The organism is uncultured Marinococcus sp. (genome assembly GCF_947493875.1).
Taxonomy (GTDB): Bacteria; Bacillota; Bacilli; order Bacillales; family Marinococcaceae; genus Marinococcus.
On sequence record NZ_CANLSU010000003.1, the window covers coordinates 216,367 to 233,557 of the forward strand.

Consider the following 17,191-nt stretch of genomic DNA (forward strand, 5'->3'; position numbering starts at 1 on the left):
AATGTAAAAGCCAGGCGGGCGGTCCGTCTGGCTTTTTTGCTGTTTACTGATTTAACGCCTGCTCGAGGCTTTGAATGTTGTCTTCCATTAAAGAGACGTAGGTGGCGTCATTTTCAATATCCTCCTCCATGACGCTCGATAGGTTGTGCAGGTAGGCGACATCTGCGCCAATTTCGTCCTGCACGGTTTCTGCTGTTTTCGATGGGATGTTTTGCTCAAGCAGCACCGTATGAATATCATTTTCTTCCGCGGTGGCGACAATATCGTTAATTTCCTGCACCGAAGGCTCATCCTGGGCGTTAATGCCGCTGACCGGGATCTGTTCGAAGCCGTACCTCTCCTCCCAGTAGCCGTACGCCGCATGGGACACAATAAACTGGTTATTGTCATTGTTTTCAGCGACGTCTGTGAATTCCTGATCAATTTCCTTCAGGTCGGACACGAGCGCCTGATAGTTTTCCTCAAACGTTTCTTCCTGATCCGGGATTTGCCGGACTAACTCGTTTTTAATACTTTCAGCAGCCTGCTGGGCCCGGACCGGATCGAGCCATACGTGAGGGTCCACGCCGCCGTGACTGTGGCCTTCTTCACCGTGACTGTGATCGTGTTCTTTATCATGGCCGTGGCCCTCTTCGCCGTGGCTGTGGTCATGACCGTCGTCATGGCTGTGATCGTGCTCCGCTGCCGTTTCCAGAAGCTCCATATTATTTGTCAGCTCCAGCACTTCCACATTTTCGCCGTCTACCGTACGTTTCGCTTCGTCCGCGAAGCCTTCCATACCACTGCCGGTCATAATAAACACATCGCCTTCGGCAATATCGGTCAACGTCTGGGGCGTCGGGTCAAAGGAGTGGGCATTTGATCCTGGAGGGACGACGTTTTCGACATTCACGTAGTCGCCGCCGATTTGTTTGGCAAAATCCTCCCAGGCGAACAGGGTGGTGTAGACGTCCAACTTTTCGTTTTGTGTCTGCTGATCCTCATTGCTGTCACCGGAGGCGTTTTGCTGATTATTATCACTGGTGCTGCAGGCCTGGAGCAGAACGGTGCCTGCAAGAATAGAAACACTTATAGCCGAAGGTTTTTTCATATGTCATTCTCCTAACAAATAGCTGTGATTAATGCGTAAAGTATTGAAAAAGTCATAAACCATAATGATTACGATTTGTAAGTCAAATAAAAGCTGCCAGTGGAATAGTAGATAGCAATGCAGCAATAATCTGCTTTCACTTGAAATAAGTATAAATCGTAATTGTTACGATTTGTGTGCTGCAATTACTTTATAAAACATTTGTTATCATGTCAACGCCTGCTTATGTATTTTTTTAACAGAAATGAATGAATCAAAAAGAAAAAACCCCTGCGCGAAAGGGGTTTTACTGGAGACTGTGTCAGGAGCTGATTTTTTTAAATAAAGAGAGCTTCATATTTCCGGCTGATGCTGGTTCCGTACCACCAGCACATCGCAGGAGGCCCGGCGAACGGTGCTTTCAGAGACACTTCCGAGAATGAACCGCTGCGTGCGTCCCATGCCCGAAGCGCCGACCACAATCAGGTCAGCCTGGTGTTTGCGGGCGATTTCCCCAGGAACAGCCGTTTTAGGCGTGCCGTATTCGATAGAGTACTGCACGGACTTGAGGCCGTGGTTTTCTGCGTCACTTAACGTCCGGTATTCGTGGAGCAATGCTTCCGCGCGTCCTTTATAAACGTCGACGAGGTCATTGGTATAGGGCTCAAGCGATGACAGCGACTGGGTATTCAGCACGTAAATAATCCGGGCTGCGTTGTGGTTTCTTTTGGCCATATTCAAACCGGCATAGAATGCACTTTTAGATGCATCGGAGCCGTCGACGGCAATTAATACCGAACGGTAAATGGCCGAACTGTCGCTGTTTTTCACGACCCAGACGTCGCAGGAGGCACGCCGGACAATACCGGCGGACACACTGCCAAGACGCTTCTTTTCGTTTGTGCCGGCGCCGGACCCGCCTGTCACGATCAAGTCCGGCTCAAAGGGCTTCACAATGTCATCTGCTACAGCTGCTTTTGGGATGCCCTCTTTAATAAAAACACGCACATGGTAAATACCGGCATTCTCGGCTTCTTCTTTGCCCCGGGCGGTAATTTCGCTTCCTTTTTTATTTAAGGGATGAAGCATTAAATCCGGGTACTGCTTTCGCAGCTCCTTAATATTATGGTAGTCGACAATATGACAAATCCCCAGGGTGCTCTTATAGGCCAAGGCGGTATCGATGCCTTTGGCTAAAGCGGCTTCGGATTCCTCCGATCCATCCAGCGCTACGAGTATCCGTCGGTAAGGGAGAGGCATAGGAGTTCTTCCTTTCTGTAATCCATCATTTGTGAATCAGTGGAAAGGACTGCTTATATTTCACGCCTGTCATTACACATTTTACGAAGGGTGGTGTAAAGAACGTAAATGAAGGAAGTGAGGGCCGTGGCCTGCACTAGCCGGAGCTCTGAGCGGAGAGGACGGGCATATTTAATACCGGTCCATAAACCAATCGCGAAAAGACAGATCTTTAATACACCAAAATCCAGCACAGAGTACCTGCGGGCAGCCCTGTGTACACGCTCAATTAACTGCTGCATCATAATCCCTCCATTTTAAATGTTTTGAAAAGAGGTACTAAACAGATCACATAAGCGGGAAATGCTCTGAGGCTACATAATAGGTGATTAATTTTTCCTCCGTTGTGGTGGAGGGACAGGAGGAAAGAGGCAGGCACTCAATAGCCACCACATACATCACAGACTTCCGGAAGCGAATTTCCTCTCCCAGCTCAAAGCTGACCTCTGTATAATGATTCAGGAAAAACTCCTCCTGCAGCTCCAGGGGATTGCCGATAAACCAAAGCTTATTCGGCTGCTCCGTATTTGCAGAAAGGTACACGAACCGGACGAGAGAGTATTGCTCTGCATGAAAGGGCTCGCCCGAATATTTTTGCTCCGATATGTCCATATAGCGTGCTCCTTTCGGGTAATAATTTGGGCTTACGGCCAGCAGGCGTCATAAAATAAATTGAATTATGTAAAAATAAAAACGGTAGAAAATGCCAGGGCCTTATTACCTTTATATTTACCAGTATACACTGAAAATAGGGAATTACATCATTAAAAAGTCCTTTAGTATGTACTCACGACTAAATATGCACAAGCAATAGTGAGTTTATCAAAATTATGCGTTAATGCATACAAGTATTTTATTTGGGAAATCCACATTTTAAAGGGAATACAGGGGAATGATGCGATTGGTAGCTGTCAAAGGAGACTTCAGCATGTGTAAAAATAATGATACATTTAATAGAGATAAAGGAATAATTTAACAGCAGTATCCTGTGTTAGTAAGGAACATAAAAATTGGAAATTGTAAGGGGGAGAAGAAGATGCCGCCCGAAGCAGCATTCAGTTTAAGAATACTTACTCTGGCCACAGTCGTAACGATTGCATTGATCGGAGCCATTCACTGGCTGAGCCGGAGGTGGTATATCAAGCGTAACGACGGTCCGCGAGCGAAGAGCTATGCGAACAGATTCCATCTTACTATCAGATATATATTCTCCAGTTTATTTTTGGCAGGTACCATTCTGGTAAACGTCTTCCGGGAATTTTTTGAGCCCTCCATCTATGTCGTTTTTTTACTGTTTTATGCTTTGTATACGGCCATAAGCGTGCATATGTGGAAAAAAGAAAGCTATAATCCGGACGATTACCGGTATGAGTGGTTCGTGCAGGGAGGGACGCTGCTTGTGGCAGCCGTTAGCCTCACTGCGGCCCTGCTGATATTAGAGTAGGTAAAAAGCTTAGCAGAATAAAAAAAGAAAGCCCGACTGCGACGGTCCCACAGCGGCTTTCCTATCGATGTGTTTTTTAAGACTGCTGCTTTTCTGTCCCGAATTTCCGGTCGTATTCCCTTCCGTAATGCCGGCGTGCGTGGAATTCGTGAATGAGCCGGATGGACGGGCGAATGAGAAATTGAAAGCTGGCCACGACAAACAGGGTGACCCCGAGGAGGCGCCAGGGGCCTTCAAAGTAAAAGCAGATGCTGCCGATGAAAAACCATAGGCCTAAAAGAAAATCGTTGATCGTATAAAGGGTACTGTAAATCTTTTTGAAAAAGGGAGTATGATTTTTCATCCGGCTTTCGATATATTCGTTTCTGGAATTATCCTCCTGGTTGCTTTGATTGGCTGCTTCTTCTGTATTCATGCTGACTCCTCCCTTCGTCTGTTCTGGTTCTGTTCCATATATCTATTAACGAATATGGGCAGGATAAAACGTCCTATGCCCGGTGCGTTTGTCTCCACCGGGCGACCATGTTAGGGTAAATTTAACGCGTAGTACTCGTCTCCGCTAACGATGCACGAAATCAGCTAGGATACCCCTGGCAGGGAGCATTAGGGACAATAGCGCCTGCAATGCCCTGCTCCGGTAACGTTGCTGCTTGTTTTTTATTTTATGAGGAATTCCATATCGATACCAGGCAAAAGCCTGCGGAGAAGGGGAGCAGGCCAGGAGGCTGCTCCCCATTTTTAGGTGCAGCTTAGAGGCGGACGATCGGTAGCTATTGATCTGAGCGGGAATTACGATCCGGGAGATTTATTTTGACTGGGACCTTCAGCAAAAGCGGGGCGTCATTCTTGGCGTCATGTCGGAGAATACGTCGGAATGCGAGGCCCGGTGGCCGGCTCATTTAAACCACCAGAAATTCAACGACAAAGTTATCGAGCTGAGCGAGTGGGGACAGAAGGTGCCGGCGACGACGGAATCGTTTTGGCTGAATGACCGGACGATTGTGATCAAACGGACCGGAGTCTTCGTGGAAATTGAAAAGGAATTGATTCAGGCAGGATATACCAACGAGCTCAAGGAAGTGAAGAAGCCGCTGGAGCTGCGGATGATTCACCGGTCGAGCCTGGAGTCCCTGATTGACGGTAAAATAACCGACCGTTTGTTTTCTGGCATTTCACAGGAGACAAAGGGTATTCAGTGCTCGTCATGCAGCCGAAAAAGTAATAGCCTGAGCGGAACTCGTTTTCAGACCTAAATGGTAATTCACATTAAAAGGTGATTAGTCTAAAGCAGTTTAGTGGGAGCTGGGAAAAGACAAAAACAAAACCGGGAACGTTAAAGGACGAAAAAGAAGCTGCCAGCTCAGCCGGCAGCTTCTTCATTTACGTAGCGGATGTATTTGGTGAGCGTGAGCATCGACTGCAGCCCGAGCCGGTCCATCAGTTCCTCCGGCGACACGCCGCTTTCGAGCTCGCGCACGATGTAGCTGTTGCGGAAATGAGTCGCGGAAATAGCCCGTTCGATGCCGGCGCGCTTGCGCTCCTCGCGGATCATTTTCTGGATCGCGACCTCGGTTAAATTTTTCGGCTGGTCGTTTTCATAGCTCCAGCGGTACGTCTGGCGCTGAAAGTCAAACGCCACAAACAGTGGCTCGCCGTCAAAGGACGGGCGCACGGCCTGCGGGATAACGTCGAGGTAATAGTACAGCTGCTTTTGCAGCTCCTTTGTCAGCTGGAGCGTCCGCGGGTTGCCCGCGGTAATCTCGAGCTCCCCGCGGGTCAGGTGCAGATGCTCGATCCGGATCGAGGCGAGCTCGTGCATGCGGAGCCCGTAGTCGTAAAACAGCTTTAGGATCACGATGTTTCGCGGGGCAAGCATGGGGCGCACGGCCTGCTGCTTGTCCGACAGTCCGGAATCGGACTCGAGTGTATCCATGAGCCGCTTCATTTCCTTCAGGGCAATCAGCTCTTCCTCCTTTAGCACGTTCCAGACGCTGTCATCGACGGGCAGCTCCGCCATCGGGTTGGCGGCGATCCGTTTTGTGTCGCGCAGAAAGCGGAAGTAGCGGACGAGCACGGTCTGGATGCGCTTGAGCGTCCGGAGCTGGTAGTGGCGCTCCTCGGCCAGAATATGAAAATAAGTGGTAATGTCGTCGGGTTTAACGGCCGCCTCTTCGCCGTCGAGGACCACATCGATAAACCGGTGAAAATCGGCCAGGTCGTATTCATAGCGTTTCAGCGTGCTCGTCTTGCGCCCCCGGGACTGCAGGAAGGAAAGAAAGGCCTGCATGCCGTCCGGAAGGAGCTCGGGTTGCAAATTCATTGTCATTCCTCCTGCTTCGTTTGCCGATTAAGCATCGCGGCTTGTTTGTTTGGCACTTAACCCATATTATAGTATGTAGAGGACAGGAAAAACAGGAGGATCTAAACTATTGCAGGATTTTGAGAATCAACAGGTAGATAAAGAACGGGTGGTACTGGTTGCCGTCCACAAGGATGATACCGATGAAGCGACGTTTGAAGCGTCCCTCACCGAGCTCGAACAGCTGGTGGAGACGGCGGGAGGCACGGTTACGGCCGTACTGACGCAGAGCAGGCGTTCGCTCGATTCGAAGACGTACGTCGGGAAAGGCAAGCTCGAGGAAGCGGTGGCGACCGCCGAGGAGCAGGAGGCGGATCTTTTAATCTTTAACGATGAGCTTTCGCCCGGCCAGATCTCCACGATTACAAACCAGACTGGATTGTACATCATCGACCGCACGCAGCTGATACTTGATATTTTCGCTGGCCGTGCGGCGTCAAATGAAGGGAAAATGCAGGTGGAGCTCGCGCAGCTGAACTACATGCTGCCACGCCTCCGCGGACAGGGCGAATCCCTGTCCCGGCTCGGCGGCGGGATTGGTACACGCGGACCCGGGGAAACGAAGCTTGAGACCGACCGGCGCCACATCCAGAAGCGGATGGACGACGTACGCAAAAAGCTCAAGCAGGTGAAAAACCGGCGCGAGCAGTACCGCGAACGGCGCAAGGAAAAGAACGTGCTGCAGTTTGCGCTTGTCGGCTATACGAACGCCGGCAAATCCACGATTTTAAACGCGCTCACCGAAGCGGACACGCTCGAGGAAAACGCGCTGTTTGCCACGCTTGATCCGCTGACTCGCCGGGTGGAGCTGCCGTCAGGCCTCGAGGTGCTCGTCACCGATACGGTCGGGTTCATTCAGGACCTGCCGACGGCGCTAATTGCGGCGTTTCAGGCGACGCTTGAGGAAGTAAAGGAAGCAGACGTGCTGCTTCATGTGATTGACGGCTCGCACCCACGGGCAGCCGAGCAGGCCGCCACGGTGCGGGGGCTGTTAAAGGAGCTCGAAGCAAGCCACATTCCGGCGCTTACGGTCGTAAACAAACGCGACGCCGTCGAAGACGGGCCGGTTGTGGCGGCAGACAAGCCGTCGATTTCCATCTCGGCCCGCAAGGACGAGGACGTAGAGCTGTTGCGGGAGTCGATGGAAAGCGTACTGCTCGAGCAGCTGCAGCCGTACCATGTGGAAATTCCGCTTGCCGACGGCCATATTATGCAGCGGTTCAAGCATGAAACGGTCGTGCGCGAGGAAACGCTCGATGAAGAAAATGAAAGCTGGATTTTGTCCGGATACGTGCAGAGCGACCAGGCCATCCACCGGGAGATCAAGCAGTATGCTAAAGGAGATGCCGGGGCCAGATGACACGCGAGATAATGGAACAAAAGCAGCTGCAGCAGGCCGAGCGCCGGATCGCGCCGCAGCTTGAAGCGATTTCCGAACGCGAGCTTGTGAACCAGCAGCGGATGCTCGACATTTTCCGCAGCCATAACGTGTCGGCGTTTCATTTCCAACACTCCACCGGCTACGGCTATGATGACACCGGGCGCGAGGTGCTCGACCGGGTGTACGCCGATGTGTTTGGCACCGAGGCGGCCATGGTGCGCCAGCAGTTTATTTCCGGGACGCACGCGATCAGCACGGCGCTGTTTGCGGCGCTCCGTCCGGGCGGACAGCTGCTGTATGCCACCGGCACGCCGTACGACACGCTGAACACGGTGATCGGCCTCGACGGCAGCGAAGCAGGGACGATGAACGAATGGGGCATCGGCTGCGACGTAGTGCCCCTTGCCGGCGGCCGCGTGGATATGGGCGCTGTGCATGAGGCGGTCACGCCGGACACACAGGTAATTGCATTTCAGCGCTCGCGCGGCTACGATGACCGCCCGTCGATCGGCCTGAACGAAATGAAGGAGTACATGGCGGAGCTGAAGCAGGCGTATCCGCACATCGTGCTGTTCGTGGACAACTGCTACGGCGAGTTTGTGGAAACGACCGAGCCGGGCCATATCGGAGCGGATCTGATGGCGGGCTCGCTCATTAAAAACCCGGGCGGCGGCATTACCCGCACCGGCGGCTACATTGCCGGCCGGAGCGACCTGATTGAAAAGGCGGGGGCAAGCTTTGCCGCGCCCGGCATCGGCCTGGAAGGCGGGGCGACGCTCGGCATGCTCCAGGAAATGTTTCAGGGGCTGTTTCTCGCGCCGCACGTTGTGGCGGAAGCCCATAAAGGAGCGGTGCTGACCGCGGCGCTGATGGAGGACGCCGGTCTGCAGGCCTCACCGGCCTCCGGACAGGAGCGGACAGATCTGATCCAGTCCGTACAGTTTGGCGACCGGGACAAAATGATCCGGTTCTGCCAGGCGGTGCAGCGGTATTCCCCGGTCGACTCCGGCGTTACACCTCAGCCGAGCCCAATGCCCGGCTACAGCGATGACGTGATCATGGCTGCCGGCGCGTTTATCCAGGGCTCAAGCATTGAGCTTTCCGCCGACGGGCCGATCCGGCCGCCGTATACAGCCTTCGTGCAGGGCGGATTAACGTATGCACACGTGAAAATTGCCGTTAGCGAAGCGTTAAAAGCGATACAATAACCGACAGAAGGGCAGGTTCTCCGAAAGAGGGCCTGTTTTTTCTGTACATTTGACGGGGAATAGGCGAAAATAGAGAAAGAGACAATAAGTTCTGAAAATTTTGATGTAAAAATAGCTTACATGAACTTGACTGAAAAGCTTACATCATGTAGGATATACTTAGTTTCAATGAAAGGGGGCGTAACGCATGAATGATCATGTACGCCGGAATACCCCTTTATTTCCGATTGGTATCGTCCAGAAGCTGACGGAGCTCACCCCAAGGCAGATTCGTTACTACGAAGAACACGGCCTGGTGTTTCCGACACGGACCGAAGGCAACCAGCGGTTGTTTTCCTTCCGCGATGTGGATCGTCTGCTTGAAATCAAAGCGATGATGGAGCGGGGCGTGAACCTTTCAGGCATCAAGGAAATCTATGAGTTAAAAACGTATTCAGAGGAACCAAAGCAGCCCTCCGCACCAAGAAGTCATGATATGACCGACCGTGAACTGCGCAAGCACCTCCGCAAGGAAGTGATGATGGCAGGCAAATATTCGCGTCCGTCTATGATTCAGGGACAGCTGTCGCGGTTTTTCGACTAACAGCAGGATTAACTTTTTCCCGGCTGCGGCTGGGGAAAAGATCTAATAATTCACTATTCTAGTTTTTTAGAGAGGAGTCACAATTAACATGGCAAACACGAGAAAAGACATTTTAAAGTTTGCGGAAGAGGAAAACGTTAAGTTTATCCGTCTTCAGTTTACTGACTTGCAAGGAATTATTAAAAACGTAGAGATTCCGGTGGACCAGCTTGATAAAGCACTGGACAACCTGATGATGTTCGACGGTTCTTCCATCGAAGGATTTGTACGTATTGAAGAATCCGATATGTACCTCTATCCGGATCTTGATACCTGGATCGTCTTCCCATGGACCCCGGAAAAGGGCAAAGTCGCACGTTTAATTTGTGACATATACGAGCCGGGCAAGCCTGGCGAAGAACCAACACCATTTGAGGGCGACCCTCGCGGTATTTTGAAGCGTGTACTTAAAGAAGCAGAGAAATTAGGCTTCACCGACTTCAATATTGGACCGGAGCCTGAATTCTTCCTTTTCAAAAACGATGAAAAGGGCGAGCCGACCACAACCCTGAACGACAAAGGCGGTTACTTTGACCTTGCCCCGACAGACCTCGGCGAAAACTGCCGCCGTGACATCGTGCTTGAGCTTGAAGACATGGGATTTGAAATCGAAGCTTCCCACCACGAAGTGGCACCGGGACAGCACGAAATCGACTTCAAATACGCAGACGCCATCACGGCCTGCGACAACATCCAGACGTTTAAGCTCGTTGTTAAAACGATCGCGCGTAAGCACGGCCTGCACGCAACCTTTATGCCAAAGCCATTGTTCGGCGTAAACGGATCCGGCATGCACTGCAACATGTCCCTGTTCAAAGGCAAAGAGAACGCGTTCTACGACAAGAAGACCGATTCTCAGCTGAGCACAACGGCCATGCAGTTCCTCGCAGGTACACTCGAGCACGCGAAGGCGTTCACGGCGCTGACGAACCCAATCGTCAACTCCTACAAGCGTCTTGTGCCAGGCTACGAAGCACCAGTATACGTGGCGTGGTCCCTGCGTAACCGCAGCCCGCTCGTGCGTATCCCGTCCTCCCGCGGCATGAGCACGCGTATTGAAACGCGCAGCCCGGACCCGGCAGCGAACCCGTACCTTGCGATTGCAGCAATGCTCGCAGCCGGCCTGGACGGCGTCAAGCGGAAGCTTGAGGCACCAGAGCCGACTGACCGCAACATCTATGTGATGGAAAAAGCAGAACGCGAAGAACTCGGCATCGAGGACCTTCCGGCAGACCTGAACGAAGCGCTTCAGCACCTGCTGAACGACGAAGTTCTCGTCAACGCCATCGGCCCACACGCCATCGAGCACTTCGCCGAAGCAAAAGAAATCGAGTGGGACATGTTCCGCAGCCAGGTACACCCTTGGGAACGCGAACAGTTCCTGTCCACTTACTAAGATTGAGAAAACCCTTCAGCCGCAATGGTTGGAGGGTTTTTTGTGTTTCTTAGATTGTCAATTTAAGCGCAACACTTCTTCATGAAACACATTTTCCGTGGTCTCCCCATGTAAACAATTTCTGGGGCGTCGATGAATCAGTCCGGTGACGTAGTCCACTTCCCGCCGGCTGAGGCGAGCTAAATCCATGCCCTTCGGAAAAAATTCCCTCAGAGCTCCTGCATGCACTTAGAAACATAAATGAAGGAGTATCGAGGTATAGAAATGCTTCATTCTCTTTCAATTAATTCCCCCTAGATTCAACTAATTAAGAAAAATATGGTTAATAGAGCTACAAAAAAGAAGAGGGTTCTAGTTATCCTCTTCATAATTTTTGCGTTTCTCTCGCTGGAATTCAATATAGCGAATTGCTTCTTTTTTCTCTTCCTTTGTCATTTTATAGAATTCATGCTAAAGTGTCTGGTCCTCATTAGGCATAGGGTTATAGGGTTGTTCATTCTGTTTGAGGAGTCGTTCATCCTGTTTAATGAAAGGATAGTTCCTTGTATTCATGCTATCTTCTGGGTAATCTTTGCGTCCCAACAAATAATCTGTAGTAACTTCGAAAAAATTAGCAATTTGGGTAAGTTTATTAAAATCAAAACTTCTATTCCCTTGTTCATACATTGCGTATGTCGTCCTGCCCATGCCCAATTTTTTAGCCATCTCTGTTTGATTAAATTTATATTTTTTTCTTAGGCAAGATAGCCTATTACTTAACATAACAAATTTTCCTCAGAATAGATTAATACAATTATAACTACACGGAATGTGTAAAGTAAGTATATGACATTGGAATTCGAATGAACTATTTTTTGAAGATGATAGTCACGATAAGTGTCAAAAAATAAATAAATATAGTGAGGGCAACAATGGACCGAAACAAAGTAACCAAATGTGAAAGCTGTGGCGAACGAAATTGGATAGCGGATTGAGAGACCATCAATAAACACCGCGTGGTGATTCTCTATAGTTGCAAGTCCTGCCGACATGAATGAAAAGCCGAATATCTCTTAAGGGTGTGACGAAATGGATTTACTAGATATTTCTAGTATTGTAATGGCGATTGGAGCTTTATGTTTGTCCATTTATTCTTTGGTGTCCAGCTGAGGCCATTTTTCAAGGTGATAAACGATCCCTTCATAATGAAACTTTTTTCGTTTCGTAACAGCGAACCGATCTTTAGGTTTGGTCCAGGGCTTTCTCATAGAAAATTTAACAGAAAAGCCTAACTCTTTTTGATCTTCCCGAGGAAACATCACCAAATCGAGAATTATAAAGGAATTGCTTTTAATTATGCCGTGGTTTTTATCTGGAATATATAACTCAGTTAAACGAGTTGATTCATTAGAAGTCGGAATCACTTCATATATAGGTTTTTCTCGATGGTCATGATAAACCGCTCTTCTAGTTAATAAGTCTCCGTTGATATTAGTTTGGGGGTCAAAAGCCCGCATATCAAAGAAAGCAATATCCTTGTTCGAAGGATTAACGATTTCTAAACGTGCTTTTAACGCAGAACCGTAAGGCAACGGACCATCTTCTTCCATGATCATTATATGTTGAGGTTTGATAACTTCTGCGTTTTTAGAAATTTCTACTACTAATGTTTTTTTGTTTGTCCAAGCTACTATCCCTGAAATTACTAAAGACACTAAAGCAATACCTACAGATACGTAATCCACCCATTCTGTCACTAGACCCCACCTTTCTAATATAGATGTATTGTAACAGATTGGTAAGTTGACTATTTATTAAGTAGGTAACCGCTATGAACCGAAGATACGGCATTTACTACCAAGGCATCTTGATGGAGGAACACGAAACGCCAGCGGCAGCCTACAAGGCATTGATCGAACGAACGAAAAGCATGCAAGTTTTTCACGAACTAAAAGTTATTGAAGAGGAATCAATATGCGCAATTTCATAATTATAGCCACCACGATCGCCGTTGCAGCCACAACAGCGAAGAAGGTAGCAAAATCGAAAGATAAAAATATAGTAACAATTACTCGTCCGGACGGTTATCACATTACGCATGCCCACATAAGGATGTAAAAGCCGGTGTGCATTTCTATCAAGTCAATAACGAAAGCGAGCAAATGCAGGTGATTTTAATGTGCAAAGGAAGTAGTTTGGCTTAGACAAATACTCAGTGCTGCTAGACGAGATCCGGACCATGTTACGTGCTAATGGTTACCTCAATTAAGTCCAAGCTGTTCCTTGATAAGTTGCCCAGCAATATTAGCTAATACTGGCAGTGATGCTCCAGCTACTTTAGAAGACCTCTCTTTCGTTTTTTGCCATATTGTAGAATCTCGAACATTGTCCAAAAATTCATGGCCTGCAGTGGTTAAGTTGCCGACTCTTATATCTATCAGCATGTTATCGGCATACAAAGGCTTGGCGTGAATATAGCCAGCTTCAATCATTTTAAGCGCGGCATATCTAACTATGTCTTGATCATAACTATCTAAAGGGGAAATAGATTCTAATTTATCGATGGGTACCATATCATTTAGCCCGATGTTGTTCTCGACACTCAGTAATAACTCTCTAACGCAATCGTGATCTAATATCATAATTTCACTCTCCCTTACGCAACCATGTTCGGTACGGAAGAAGGGAGTTCCTACTAAGAACAATTTTTCGAGAACAAAGAACTACTAATTATCCCTTAGAATGGGATTCTAGCTGCGGATACATCTTCAAAATTAAAAAGAATTAATTGGATTAGGCTGACCGGGGGCTGACATGAATAAACGACTGACAGAAATTGAATGGGATAAACATACAGGGAAGTTAGATTTTGATATACTGGAAGCGGAAGAGCCAATGGTCTTAGTAGTGGGACAAGGGCGTATGCGTTGCGCTCCGCTGCCGGCTCATGGCAAGACGAGAATTGTCACTCACCAAGGGAAAGTCAAGCGGGTGGAGTGGGGTGAGGGGGAAGAGTTCTGAAGCTTTTTAAAACCGGGAAGAATATGGCTATATTTCTGTTAGTCATATTGTGCCTTAGTTTACTAGTTTTCGATGTCTCAAACATGGAGATAAGATCTGAAATGCTATCGGGAACAGTATTAGGAGCTATTGGTTCATTAACGGCAGCTGGGATTGCTGCTTATACGGTGTGGTTTCAAAAATTTAGGTACGAAAAAGAAAGAGAGCCACTTCTATCTCCGATGATTCAAAGATTTCATTTGGAAGACATCAAACTAAAAGACGACTGGGAAACACAAAAGAAAGTAGATAAAAAATGGGCTGAGACGTGTGTCACATTAGCCAACTTTGGTTCTACTCCGATTATAGATATTGAATATAGCTACCAATTAATAAATTATGAATATGTAAAAAACAACATAGAAACTTTTAATAATATTTATAAAGATGAAGAAGAATCTGCTATTGTAGAAAAGGAATATAACTATGTAAAAATAGAAGACGCTCCGGATAAAAATTCAGATACTGAACTAAGATACCCGTATCTTTATGTATCAGGACCAGGGATTAGTTCAGTCAATAATGTTATTCATCATTATGCTTTGAAAGCTGATGCTTTAAGACCTGGGGAAGAAGTAGAATTAAAACTACCCTCATATTTTTTAATTATCAATAATTATATTCTAATTTCGACCAGAGATATTCGGGAAACTAAATATATTAATTTTGAACCAGAATTAAAACTATTTGTACATTGTACAGATGTTGAACAAAGAAAATGGATTTTTGAGTTTAAGATTTTTTTGGACGTTAGAAATAAGATTGAATCTAATAAAAACGTTTCTAATTATCATATAACTTTAGCATTTGATTTCGTGAAGTCACATAGAGCATAGTTCTACCAGCCTACTGGAGGACACTGAACGACAGCACAACGCTGTGTCATTGTCACGCACCAGGGATAAGTCAAGCGGGCGGAGTGGGACGAGGGAGGAAGAGTTCTGAGAAAAGATGCTTTTATAGGAGCTACGGTTTTCGTAGTTACTATAGCGCTATTACTTTATTGGAAAGGAATTATAGAAGCTATTGGGCTAGCTAGTGTGGATGGAGGGACCTGGTTACAAACCTCAGGGACGATAATTGGAGCTTTCTTGGGTGCCGCTTTAGCGGGTGTAATTTCATTAAAAAGCGTAGAGAGACAAATCAATCACCAAAAAGATGAAAAAGAAAAAGAAAAAATACATCAAGAAACAGAAAAAAGAAGAGAAGAATGCAGACACTTAATAAATGTATTACAAAGACTAAGAGTCAATTTAGAAGAAGCAGGAAGAATATTTCTAGAATTAGAAAAAACTTATTATAACAATGATGAAGGTCTGACATTATTTCAAGCGATTTCTTATTTGATTGATTTAAAAACTTTGCAAAGAGATTTAGAAAACTTGAACATAAACGATTTGCCTAATGAATATTATTATTCCGCTTATAAATGCAAGCTGACCTTAGTATACAAAGTGAATAATATGGAACAATACAAAGAAAAAATTATACACTATCTAGAAGTTAATAGATTCTCAGAAAAGGCGAAGGCAGAGCGCACAGTCCTAGCTCCGGATTTAATTGCTCATTTGCAGAATGGAAGAGGGGTTATAGGCGAATATTTGCCTACCTTCCATAGCCTTCTAGATTATTATAAAAGTGAGCTAAAAAAAATTGAATCATAGCGTTCTACCAGCCTACTGGAGGACACTGAACGACAGCACAACGCTGTGGTTTGGTGTCCTCTTTTTTTGTTAGGAGGCATGTATGTAAAAGAAATTGCAAGAGTGGAAGAGCCAGCTGCCCGAGCGTGAAGTTAAAGATTTGATGGCTTGCTGATGCCTTGGCACGTAACGAAGTCGCGTTTCAGTGGGGAAAGCACTCCAAGGAGCGAACAGCCCCCCTTAACCAAAGAGAACAAAGTGCAATAGGAGGAGAATAAGTTCATAAACATTACGAGAGCGGAGGGACTAAAAAACAGAGAAGGCTTAAGAAGCTTTCTCTGTACGATACACCTTGGGTTGTACTGGTTGGATGCCCAGGAATAAAAACCGTGTGAGGAATAATTGATTAAATATGTGATAAGCCATAAATGGGAAGAGGATGCCGAAAACGGTGTACGCTAAAGCACTCTCAATGCCGATCGACTGCAGAACGAATTGCACCGGAAAATGGAGATACATGATGCAAACGGAAGTGGAGCCAACGGCATAAATTATGGTGCTGAATCGCCAGTGGCTGACAACGTAACTGACGTATAAAATGCACAGGGCAAAGGAAACAGGCAAAATAAAATCCAACCAGAACGATGTGTAGCTCAAGTATTTCATGCCCATGTAATATCGAAAGGCAGAAAAATGTTCGACGATCCCGAATGTAAGCGCGACACCAAAGGCTAAGGAGGCCCAGACGTAATGGTTCATCTGTTGATAAAAAAGCGACCGTAGTATCCCAAGGCGAAAAATGGGAGTGTATACAGGAGAACATCGGCGTTCCACGGAATCACAATTTCGGAAACATTATTGTCGTACCAGGATTCAACATGGGCAATTGAATAAGCTACAATCAATATGATTATTCGCGCAAGGTGGTTCTTGACGAAATAGAACAGCACGTGGATGCTATGTAAGTAAGAAAGAGTACCGTAATAAACCAAAAAATACCGAAATATCCTTGCAGCTGCTGGCCGCCAAAAAGGAAGAGTTTGACGTTATACCAAATGGAGCCCAGATAATCTCCAGAAGAAGGCCGATCAAAAACAAGGTTGATGGTCAGGATCAAAATAAAAAACGAGACGTAAGGAATCATGAGTTGTCTGGTGAGTTTGCCCAGATTAGCAAGTAACTTTTGTTGATCGAGAGGGATTTTGATTAAAAATCCACTCAATGCAATGCGATTGGTATTTTTAGTCATATGTATTCACCCAACGTAATCATAAGCGTTTCGGAAGGAAAAATAAAGGAGTTATTGGATGAAGTTTGAAGAAGTATTTTTGGAACTATGAGAAGTGAGAACTAACCAAAATATAGGTCGTCGGATTGTCTTCATGTAAACCCCGGACGGAAAACAAGACGCTTGTAAAAATCATTTCTGAAACAGTATTCTAATACCTGTCTTTTATATGACTTTCATCCTGAAAACGCATTTAGACGTTTGCTTCCCCGGTATAAAGAGGTAGAGAAGAATACATAAAAAAATAAAGGATGATAAAAAATGAATAAAGCACATTTGATTACAGAGAAACTGGCGCTGGAGGAAGAGTACGATAAAGGTGAGGTTCCGCACGATGAATATACCGAGCGTGTGGAGGAGCTGCAGCAGCAGCTCGAGCAGCCAAACTTTGTAAAATAAATGTAATGATGAAAAGCTAGAATAGTATGGTAATGTGTAAGCAG

At 46.9% G+C, this 17,191-nt stretch carries 21 protein-coding genes; 11 read left to right on the forward strand and 10 right to left on the reverse strand.

What is annotated here, in order from left to right:
• Positions 1 to 43 precede the first annotated feature (43 nt).
• From Q0757_RS06775 to Q0757_RS06790, 4 genes are all read right to left on the reverse strand, one after another.
• Positions 44 to 1,090 carry a metal ABC transporter solute-binding protein, Zn/Mn family gene (locus Q0757_RS06775; RefSeq protein ID WP_298785611.1) on the reverse strand — a complete coding sequence of 349 codons (1,047 nt, stop codon included), beginning with the start codon at positions 1,088 to 1,090 and terminating at the stop codon, positions 44 to 46.
• Between the two features lie 333 nt (positions 1,091 to 1,423).
• Positions 1,424 to 2,329, reverse strand: coding sequence for a universal stress protein (locus Q0757_RS06780; protein WP_298785612.1), 906 nt, complete (start codon positions 2,327 to 2,329; stop codon positions 1,424 to 1,426).
• Positions 2,330 to 2,382: 53 nt separating this feature from the next.
• A complete protein-coding gene (locus tag Q0757_RS06785) occupies positions 2,383 to 2,610 on the reverse strand; it encodes a hypothetical protein (protein ID WP_298785613.1) in 228 nt (75 codons plus the stop codon).
• Positions 2,611 to 2,656: 46 nt separating this feature from the next.
• Positions 2,657 to 2,980: a hypothetical protein gene (locus tag Q0757_RS06790; RefSeq protein ID WP_298785614.1), complete on the reverse strand. Its 324-nt coding sequence runs from the start codon at positions 2,978 to 2,980 to the stop codon at positions 2,657 to 2,659.
• A gap of 424 nt (positions 2,981 to 3,404) precedes the next feature.
• On the opposite strand from Q0757_RS06790, the gene Q0757_RS06795 reads away from it, so the two are divergent.
• Positions 3,405 to 3,812 (forward strand): hypothetical protein, encoded by a 408-nt coding sequence (locus Q0757_RS06795; RefSeq protein WP_298785615.1) that lies wholly within the window; start codon positions 3,405 to 3,407, stop codon positions 3,810 to 3,812.
• 76 nt (positions 3,813 to 3,888) lie between these two features.
• On the opposite strand, the gene Q0757_RS06800 is transcribed toward Q0757_RS06795, so the two are convergent.
• Entirely contained in the window at positions 3,889 to 4,227 is a 339-nt protein-coding gene (locus Q0757_RS06800) for a YrhK family protein (protein ID WP_298785616.1), read from the reverse strand.
• A gap of 439 nt (positions 4,228 to 4,666) precedes the next feature.
• Here Q0757_RS06800 and Q0757_RS06805 point away from each other — a divergent pair, with 439 nt between their 5' ends.
• On the forward strand, positions 4,667 to 5,065 hold the full coding sequence (locus Q0757_RS06805; protein ID WP_298785617.1) for a hypothetical protein: 399 nt from the start codon (positions 4,667 to 4,669) through the stop codon (positions 5,063 to 5,065).
• A 107-nt stretch (positions 5,066 to 5,172) separates the two neighbouring features.
• Here the strand turns inward: Q0757_RS06805 and Q0757_RS06810 are convergent, their stop codons facing one another.
• Positions 5,173 to 6,132 (reverse strand): tyrosine-type recombinase/integrase, encoded by a 960-nt coding sequence (locus tag Q0757_RS06810; RefSeq protein WP_298785618.1) that lies wholly within the window; start codon positions 6,130 to 6,132, stop codon positions 5,173 to 5,175.
• A 109-nt stretch (positions 6,133 to 6,241) separates the two neighbouring features.
• Between Q0757_RS06810 and hflX the strand changes: the two genes are divergently transcribed.
• The 4 genes from hflX (at position 6,242) to glnA (ending at position 10,778) form a co-directional block, all read left to right on the forward strand.
• Positions 6,242 to 7,531, forward strand: a complete 1,290-nt coding sequence (hflX, locus tag Q0757_RS06815; RefSeq protein WP_298785619.1) for a GTPase HflX — start codon at positions 6,242 to 6,244, stop codon at positions 7,529 to 7,531.
• Positions 7,528 to 8,760 carry a methionine gamma-lyase family protein gene (locus tag Q0757_RS06820; RefSeq protein ID WP_298785620.1) on the forward strand — a complete coding sequence of 411 codons (1,233 nt, stop codon included), beginning with the start codon at positions 7,528 to 7,530 and terminating at the stop codon, positions 8,758 to 8,760. The genes hflX and Q0757_RS06820 overlap by 4 nt, the downstream gene beginning before the upstream one ends.
• Before the next feature lie 187 nt (positions 8,761 to 8,947).
• Complete coding sequence (locus Q0757_RS06825) at positions 8,948 to 9,343, forward strand: MerR family transcriptional regulator (RefSeq protein ID WP_079476415.1); 396 nt, start codon at positions 8,948 to 8,950, stop codon at positions 9,341 to 9,343.
• 88 nt (positions 9,344 to 9,431) lie between these two features.
• Positions 9,432 to 10,778: a type I glutamate--ammonia ligase gene (gene glnA / locus Q0757_RS06830; protein ID WP_298785621.1), complete on the forward strand. Its 1,347-nt coding sequence runs from the start codon at positions 9,432 to 9,434 to the stop codon at positions 10,776 to 10,778.
• Positions 10,779 to 11,228: 450 nt separating this feature from the next.
• On the opposite strand, the gene Q0757_RS06835 is transcribed toward glnA, so the two are convergent.
• On the reverse strand, positions 11,229 to 11,540 hold the full coding sequence (locus Q0757_RS06835) for a helix-turn-helix domain-containing protein (RefSeq protein WP_298785622.1): 312 nt from the start codon (positions 11,538 to 11,540) through the stop codon (positions 11,229 to 11,231).
• 365 nt (positions 11,541 to 11,905) lie between these two features.
• A complete protein-coding gene (locus tag Q0757_RS06840; RefSeq protein ID WP_298785623.1) occupies positions 11,906 to 12,514 on the reverse strand; it encodes a hypothetical protein in 609 nt (202 codons plus the stop codon).
• Between the two features lie 217 nt (positions 12,515 to 12,731).
• Between Q0757_RS06840 and Q0757_RS06845 the strand changes: the two genes are divergently transcribed.
• Positions 12,732 to 12,875 (forward strand): hypothetical protein, encoded by a 144-nt coding sequence (locus Q0757_RS06845; RefSeq protein WP_298785624.1) that lies wholly within the window; start codon positions 12,732 to 12,734, stop codon positions 12,873 to 12,875.
• A 143-nt stretch (positions 12,876 to 13,018) separates the two neighbouring features.
• Here Q0757_RS06845 and Q0757_RS06850 read toward each other — a convergent pair whose 3' ends face one another.
• Positions 13,019 to 13,399, reverse strand: coding sequence for a DUF2513 domain-containing protein (locus tag Q0757_RS06850; protein WP_298785625.1), 381 nt, complete (start codon positions 13,397 to 13,399; stop codon positions 13,019 to 13,021).
• Positions 13,400 to 13,571: 172 nt separating this feature from the next.
• On the opposite strand from Q0757_RS06850, the gene Q0757_RS06855 reads away from it, so the two are divergent.
• The 3 genes from Q0757_RS06855 (at position 13,572) to Q0757_RS06865 (ending at position 15,481) form a co-directional block, all read left to right on the forward strand.
• A complete protein-coding gene (locus tag Q0757_RS06855) occupies positions 13,572 to 13,778 on the forward strand; it encodes an XtrA/YqaO family protein (protein WP_298785626.1) in 207 nt (68 codons plus the stop codon).
• A 101-nt stretch (positions 13,779 to 13,879) separates the two neighbouring features.
• Positions 13,880 to 14,653: a hypothetical protein gene (locus tag Q0757_RS06860; RefSeq protein ID WP_298785627.1), complete on the forward strand. Its 774-nt coding sequence runs from the start codon at positions 13,880 to 13,882 to the stop codon at positions 14,651 to 14,653.
• Positions 14,654 to 14,857: 204 nt separating this feature from the next.
• Positions 14,858 to 15,481, forward strand: coding sequence for a hypothetical protein (locus Q0757_RS06865; protein WP_298785628.1), 624 nt, complete (start codon positions 14,858 to 14,860; stop codon positions 15,479 to 15,481).
• Positions 15,482 to 16,370: 889 nt separating this feature from the next.
• Here Q0757_RS06865 and Q0757_RS06870 read toward each other — a convergent pair.
• The gene (locus Q0757_RS06870) at positions 16,371 to 16,709 is read right to left on the reverse strand and encodes a hypothetical protein (RefSeq protein ID WP_298785629.1); all 339 of its coding nucleotides are present in this window, start codon (positions 16,707 to 16,709) and stop codon (positions 16,371 to 16,373) included.
• A 300-nt stretch (positions 16,710 to 17,009) separates the two neighbouring features.
• On the opposite strand from Q0757_RS06870, the gene Q0757_RS06875 reads away from it, so the two are divergent.
• On the forward strand, positions 17,010 to 17,147 hold the full coding sequence (locus Q0757_RS06875; RefSeq protein ID WP_022794716.1) for a hypothetical protein: 138 nt from the start codon (positions 17,010 to 17,012) through the stop codon (positions 17,145 to 17,147).
• The last annotated feature ends 44 nt before the right edge of the window (positions 17,148 to 17,191 follow it).

Excerpts from the sequence above, each read along its gene's own strand:
- Q0757_RS06860 (WP_298785627.1), top strand. The coding sequence starts at position 13,880 with ATGCTATCGGGAACAGTATTAGGAGCTATTGGTTCATTAACGGCAGCT.
- Q0757_RS06790 (WP_298785614.1), bottom strand. The coding sequence starts at position 2,980 with ATGGACATATCGGAGCAAAAATATTCGGGCGAGCCCTTTCATGCAGAG.
- Q0757_RS06795 (WP_298785615.1), top strand. The coding sequence starts at position 3,405 with ATGCCGCCCGAAGCAGCATTCAGTTTAAGAATACTTACTCTGGCCACA.
- Q0757_RS06775 (WP_298785611.1), bottom strand. The coding sequence starts at position 1,090 with ATGAAAAAACCTTCGGCTATAAGTGTTTCTATTCTTGCAGGCACCGTT.
- Q0757_RS06820 (WP_298785620.1), top strand. The coding sequence starts at position 7,528 with ATGACACGCGAGATAATGGAACAAAAGCAGCTGCAGCAGGCCGAGCGC.
- Q0757_RS06805 (WP_298785617.1), top strand. The coding sequence starts at position 4,667 with ATGTCGGAGAATACGTCGGAATGCGAGGCCCGGTGGCCGGCTCATTTA.
- Q0757_RS06810 (WP_298785618.1), bottom strand. The coding sequence starts at position 6,132 with ATGAATTTGCAACCCGAGCTCCTTCCGGACGGCATGCAGGCCTTTCTT.
- glnA (WP_298785621.1), top strand. The coding sequence starts at position 9,432 with ATGGCAAACACGAGAAAAGACATTTTAAAGTTTGCGGAAGAGGAAAAC.
- Q0757_RS06785 (WP_298785613.1), bottom strand. The coding sequence starts at position 2,610 with ATGCAGCAGTTAATTGAGCGTGTACACAGGGCTGCCCGCAGGTACTCT.
- Q0757_RS06855 (WP_298785626.1), top strand. The coding sequence starts at position 13,572 with ATGAATAAACGACTGACAGAAATTGAATGGGATAAACATACAGGGAAG.
- Q0757_RS06800 (WP_298785616.1), bottom strand. The coding sequence starts at position 4,227 with ATGAATACAGAAGAAGCAGCCAATCAAAGCAACCAGGAGGATAATTCC.
- Q0757_RS06845 (WP_298785624.1), top strand. The coding sequence starts at position 12,732 with ATGCGCAATTTCATAATTATAGCCACCACGATCGCCGTTGCAGCCACA.
- Q0757_RS06780 (WP_298785612.1), bottom strand. The coding sequence starts at position 2,329 with ATGCCTCTCCCTTACCGACGGATACTCGTAGCGCTGGATGGATCGGAG.
- Q0757_RS06850 (WP_298785625.1), bottom strand. The coding sequence starts at position 13,399 with ATGATATTAGATCACGATTGCGTTAGAGAGTTATTACTGAGTGTCGAG.
- Q0757_RS06875 (WP_022794716.1), top strand. The coding sequence starts at position 17,010 with ATGAATAAAGCACATTTGATTACAGAGAAACTGGCGCTGGAGGAAGAG.
- Q0757_RS06825 (WP_079476415.1), top strand. The coding sequence starts at position 8,948 with ATGAATGATCATGTACGCCGGAATACCCCTTTATTTCCGATTGGTATC.
- Q0757_RS06835 (WP_298785622.1), bottom strand. The coding sequence starts at position 11,540 with ATGTTAAGTAATAGGCTATCTTGCCTAAGAAAAAAATATAAATTTAAT.
- Q0757_RS06870 (WP_298785629.1), bottom strand. The coding sequence starts at position 16,709 with ATGACTAAAAATACCAATCGCATTGCATTGAGTGGATTTTTAATCAAA.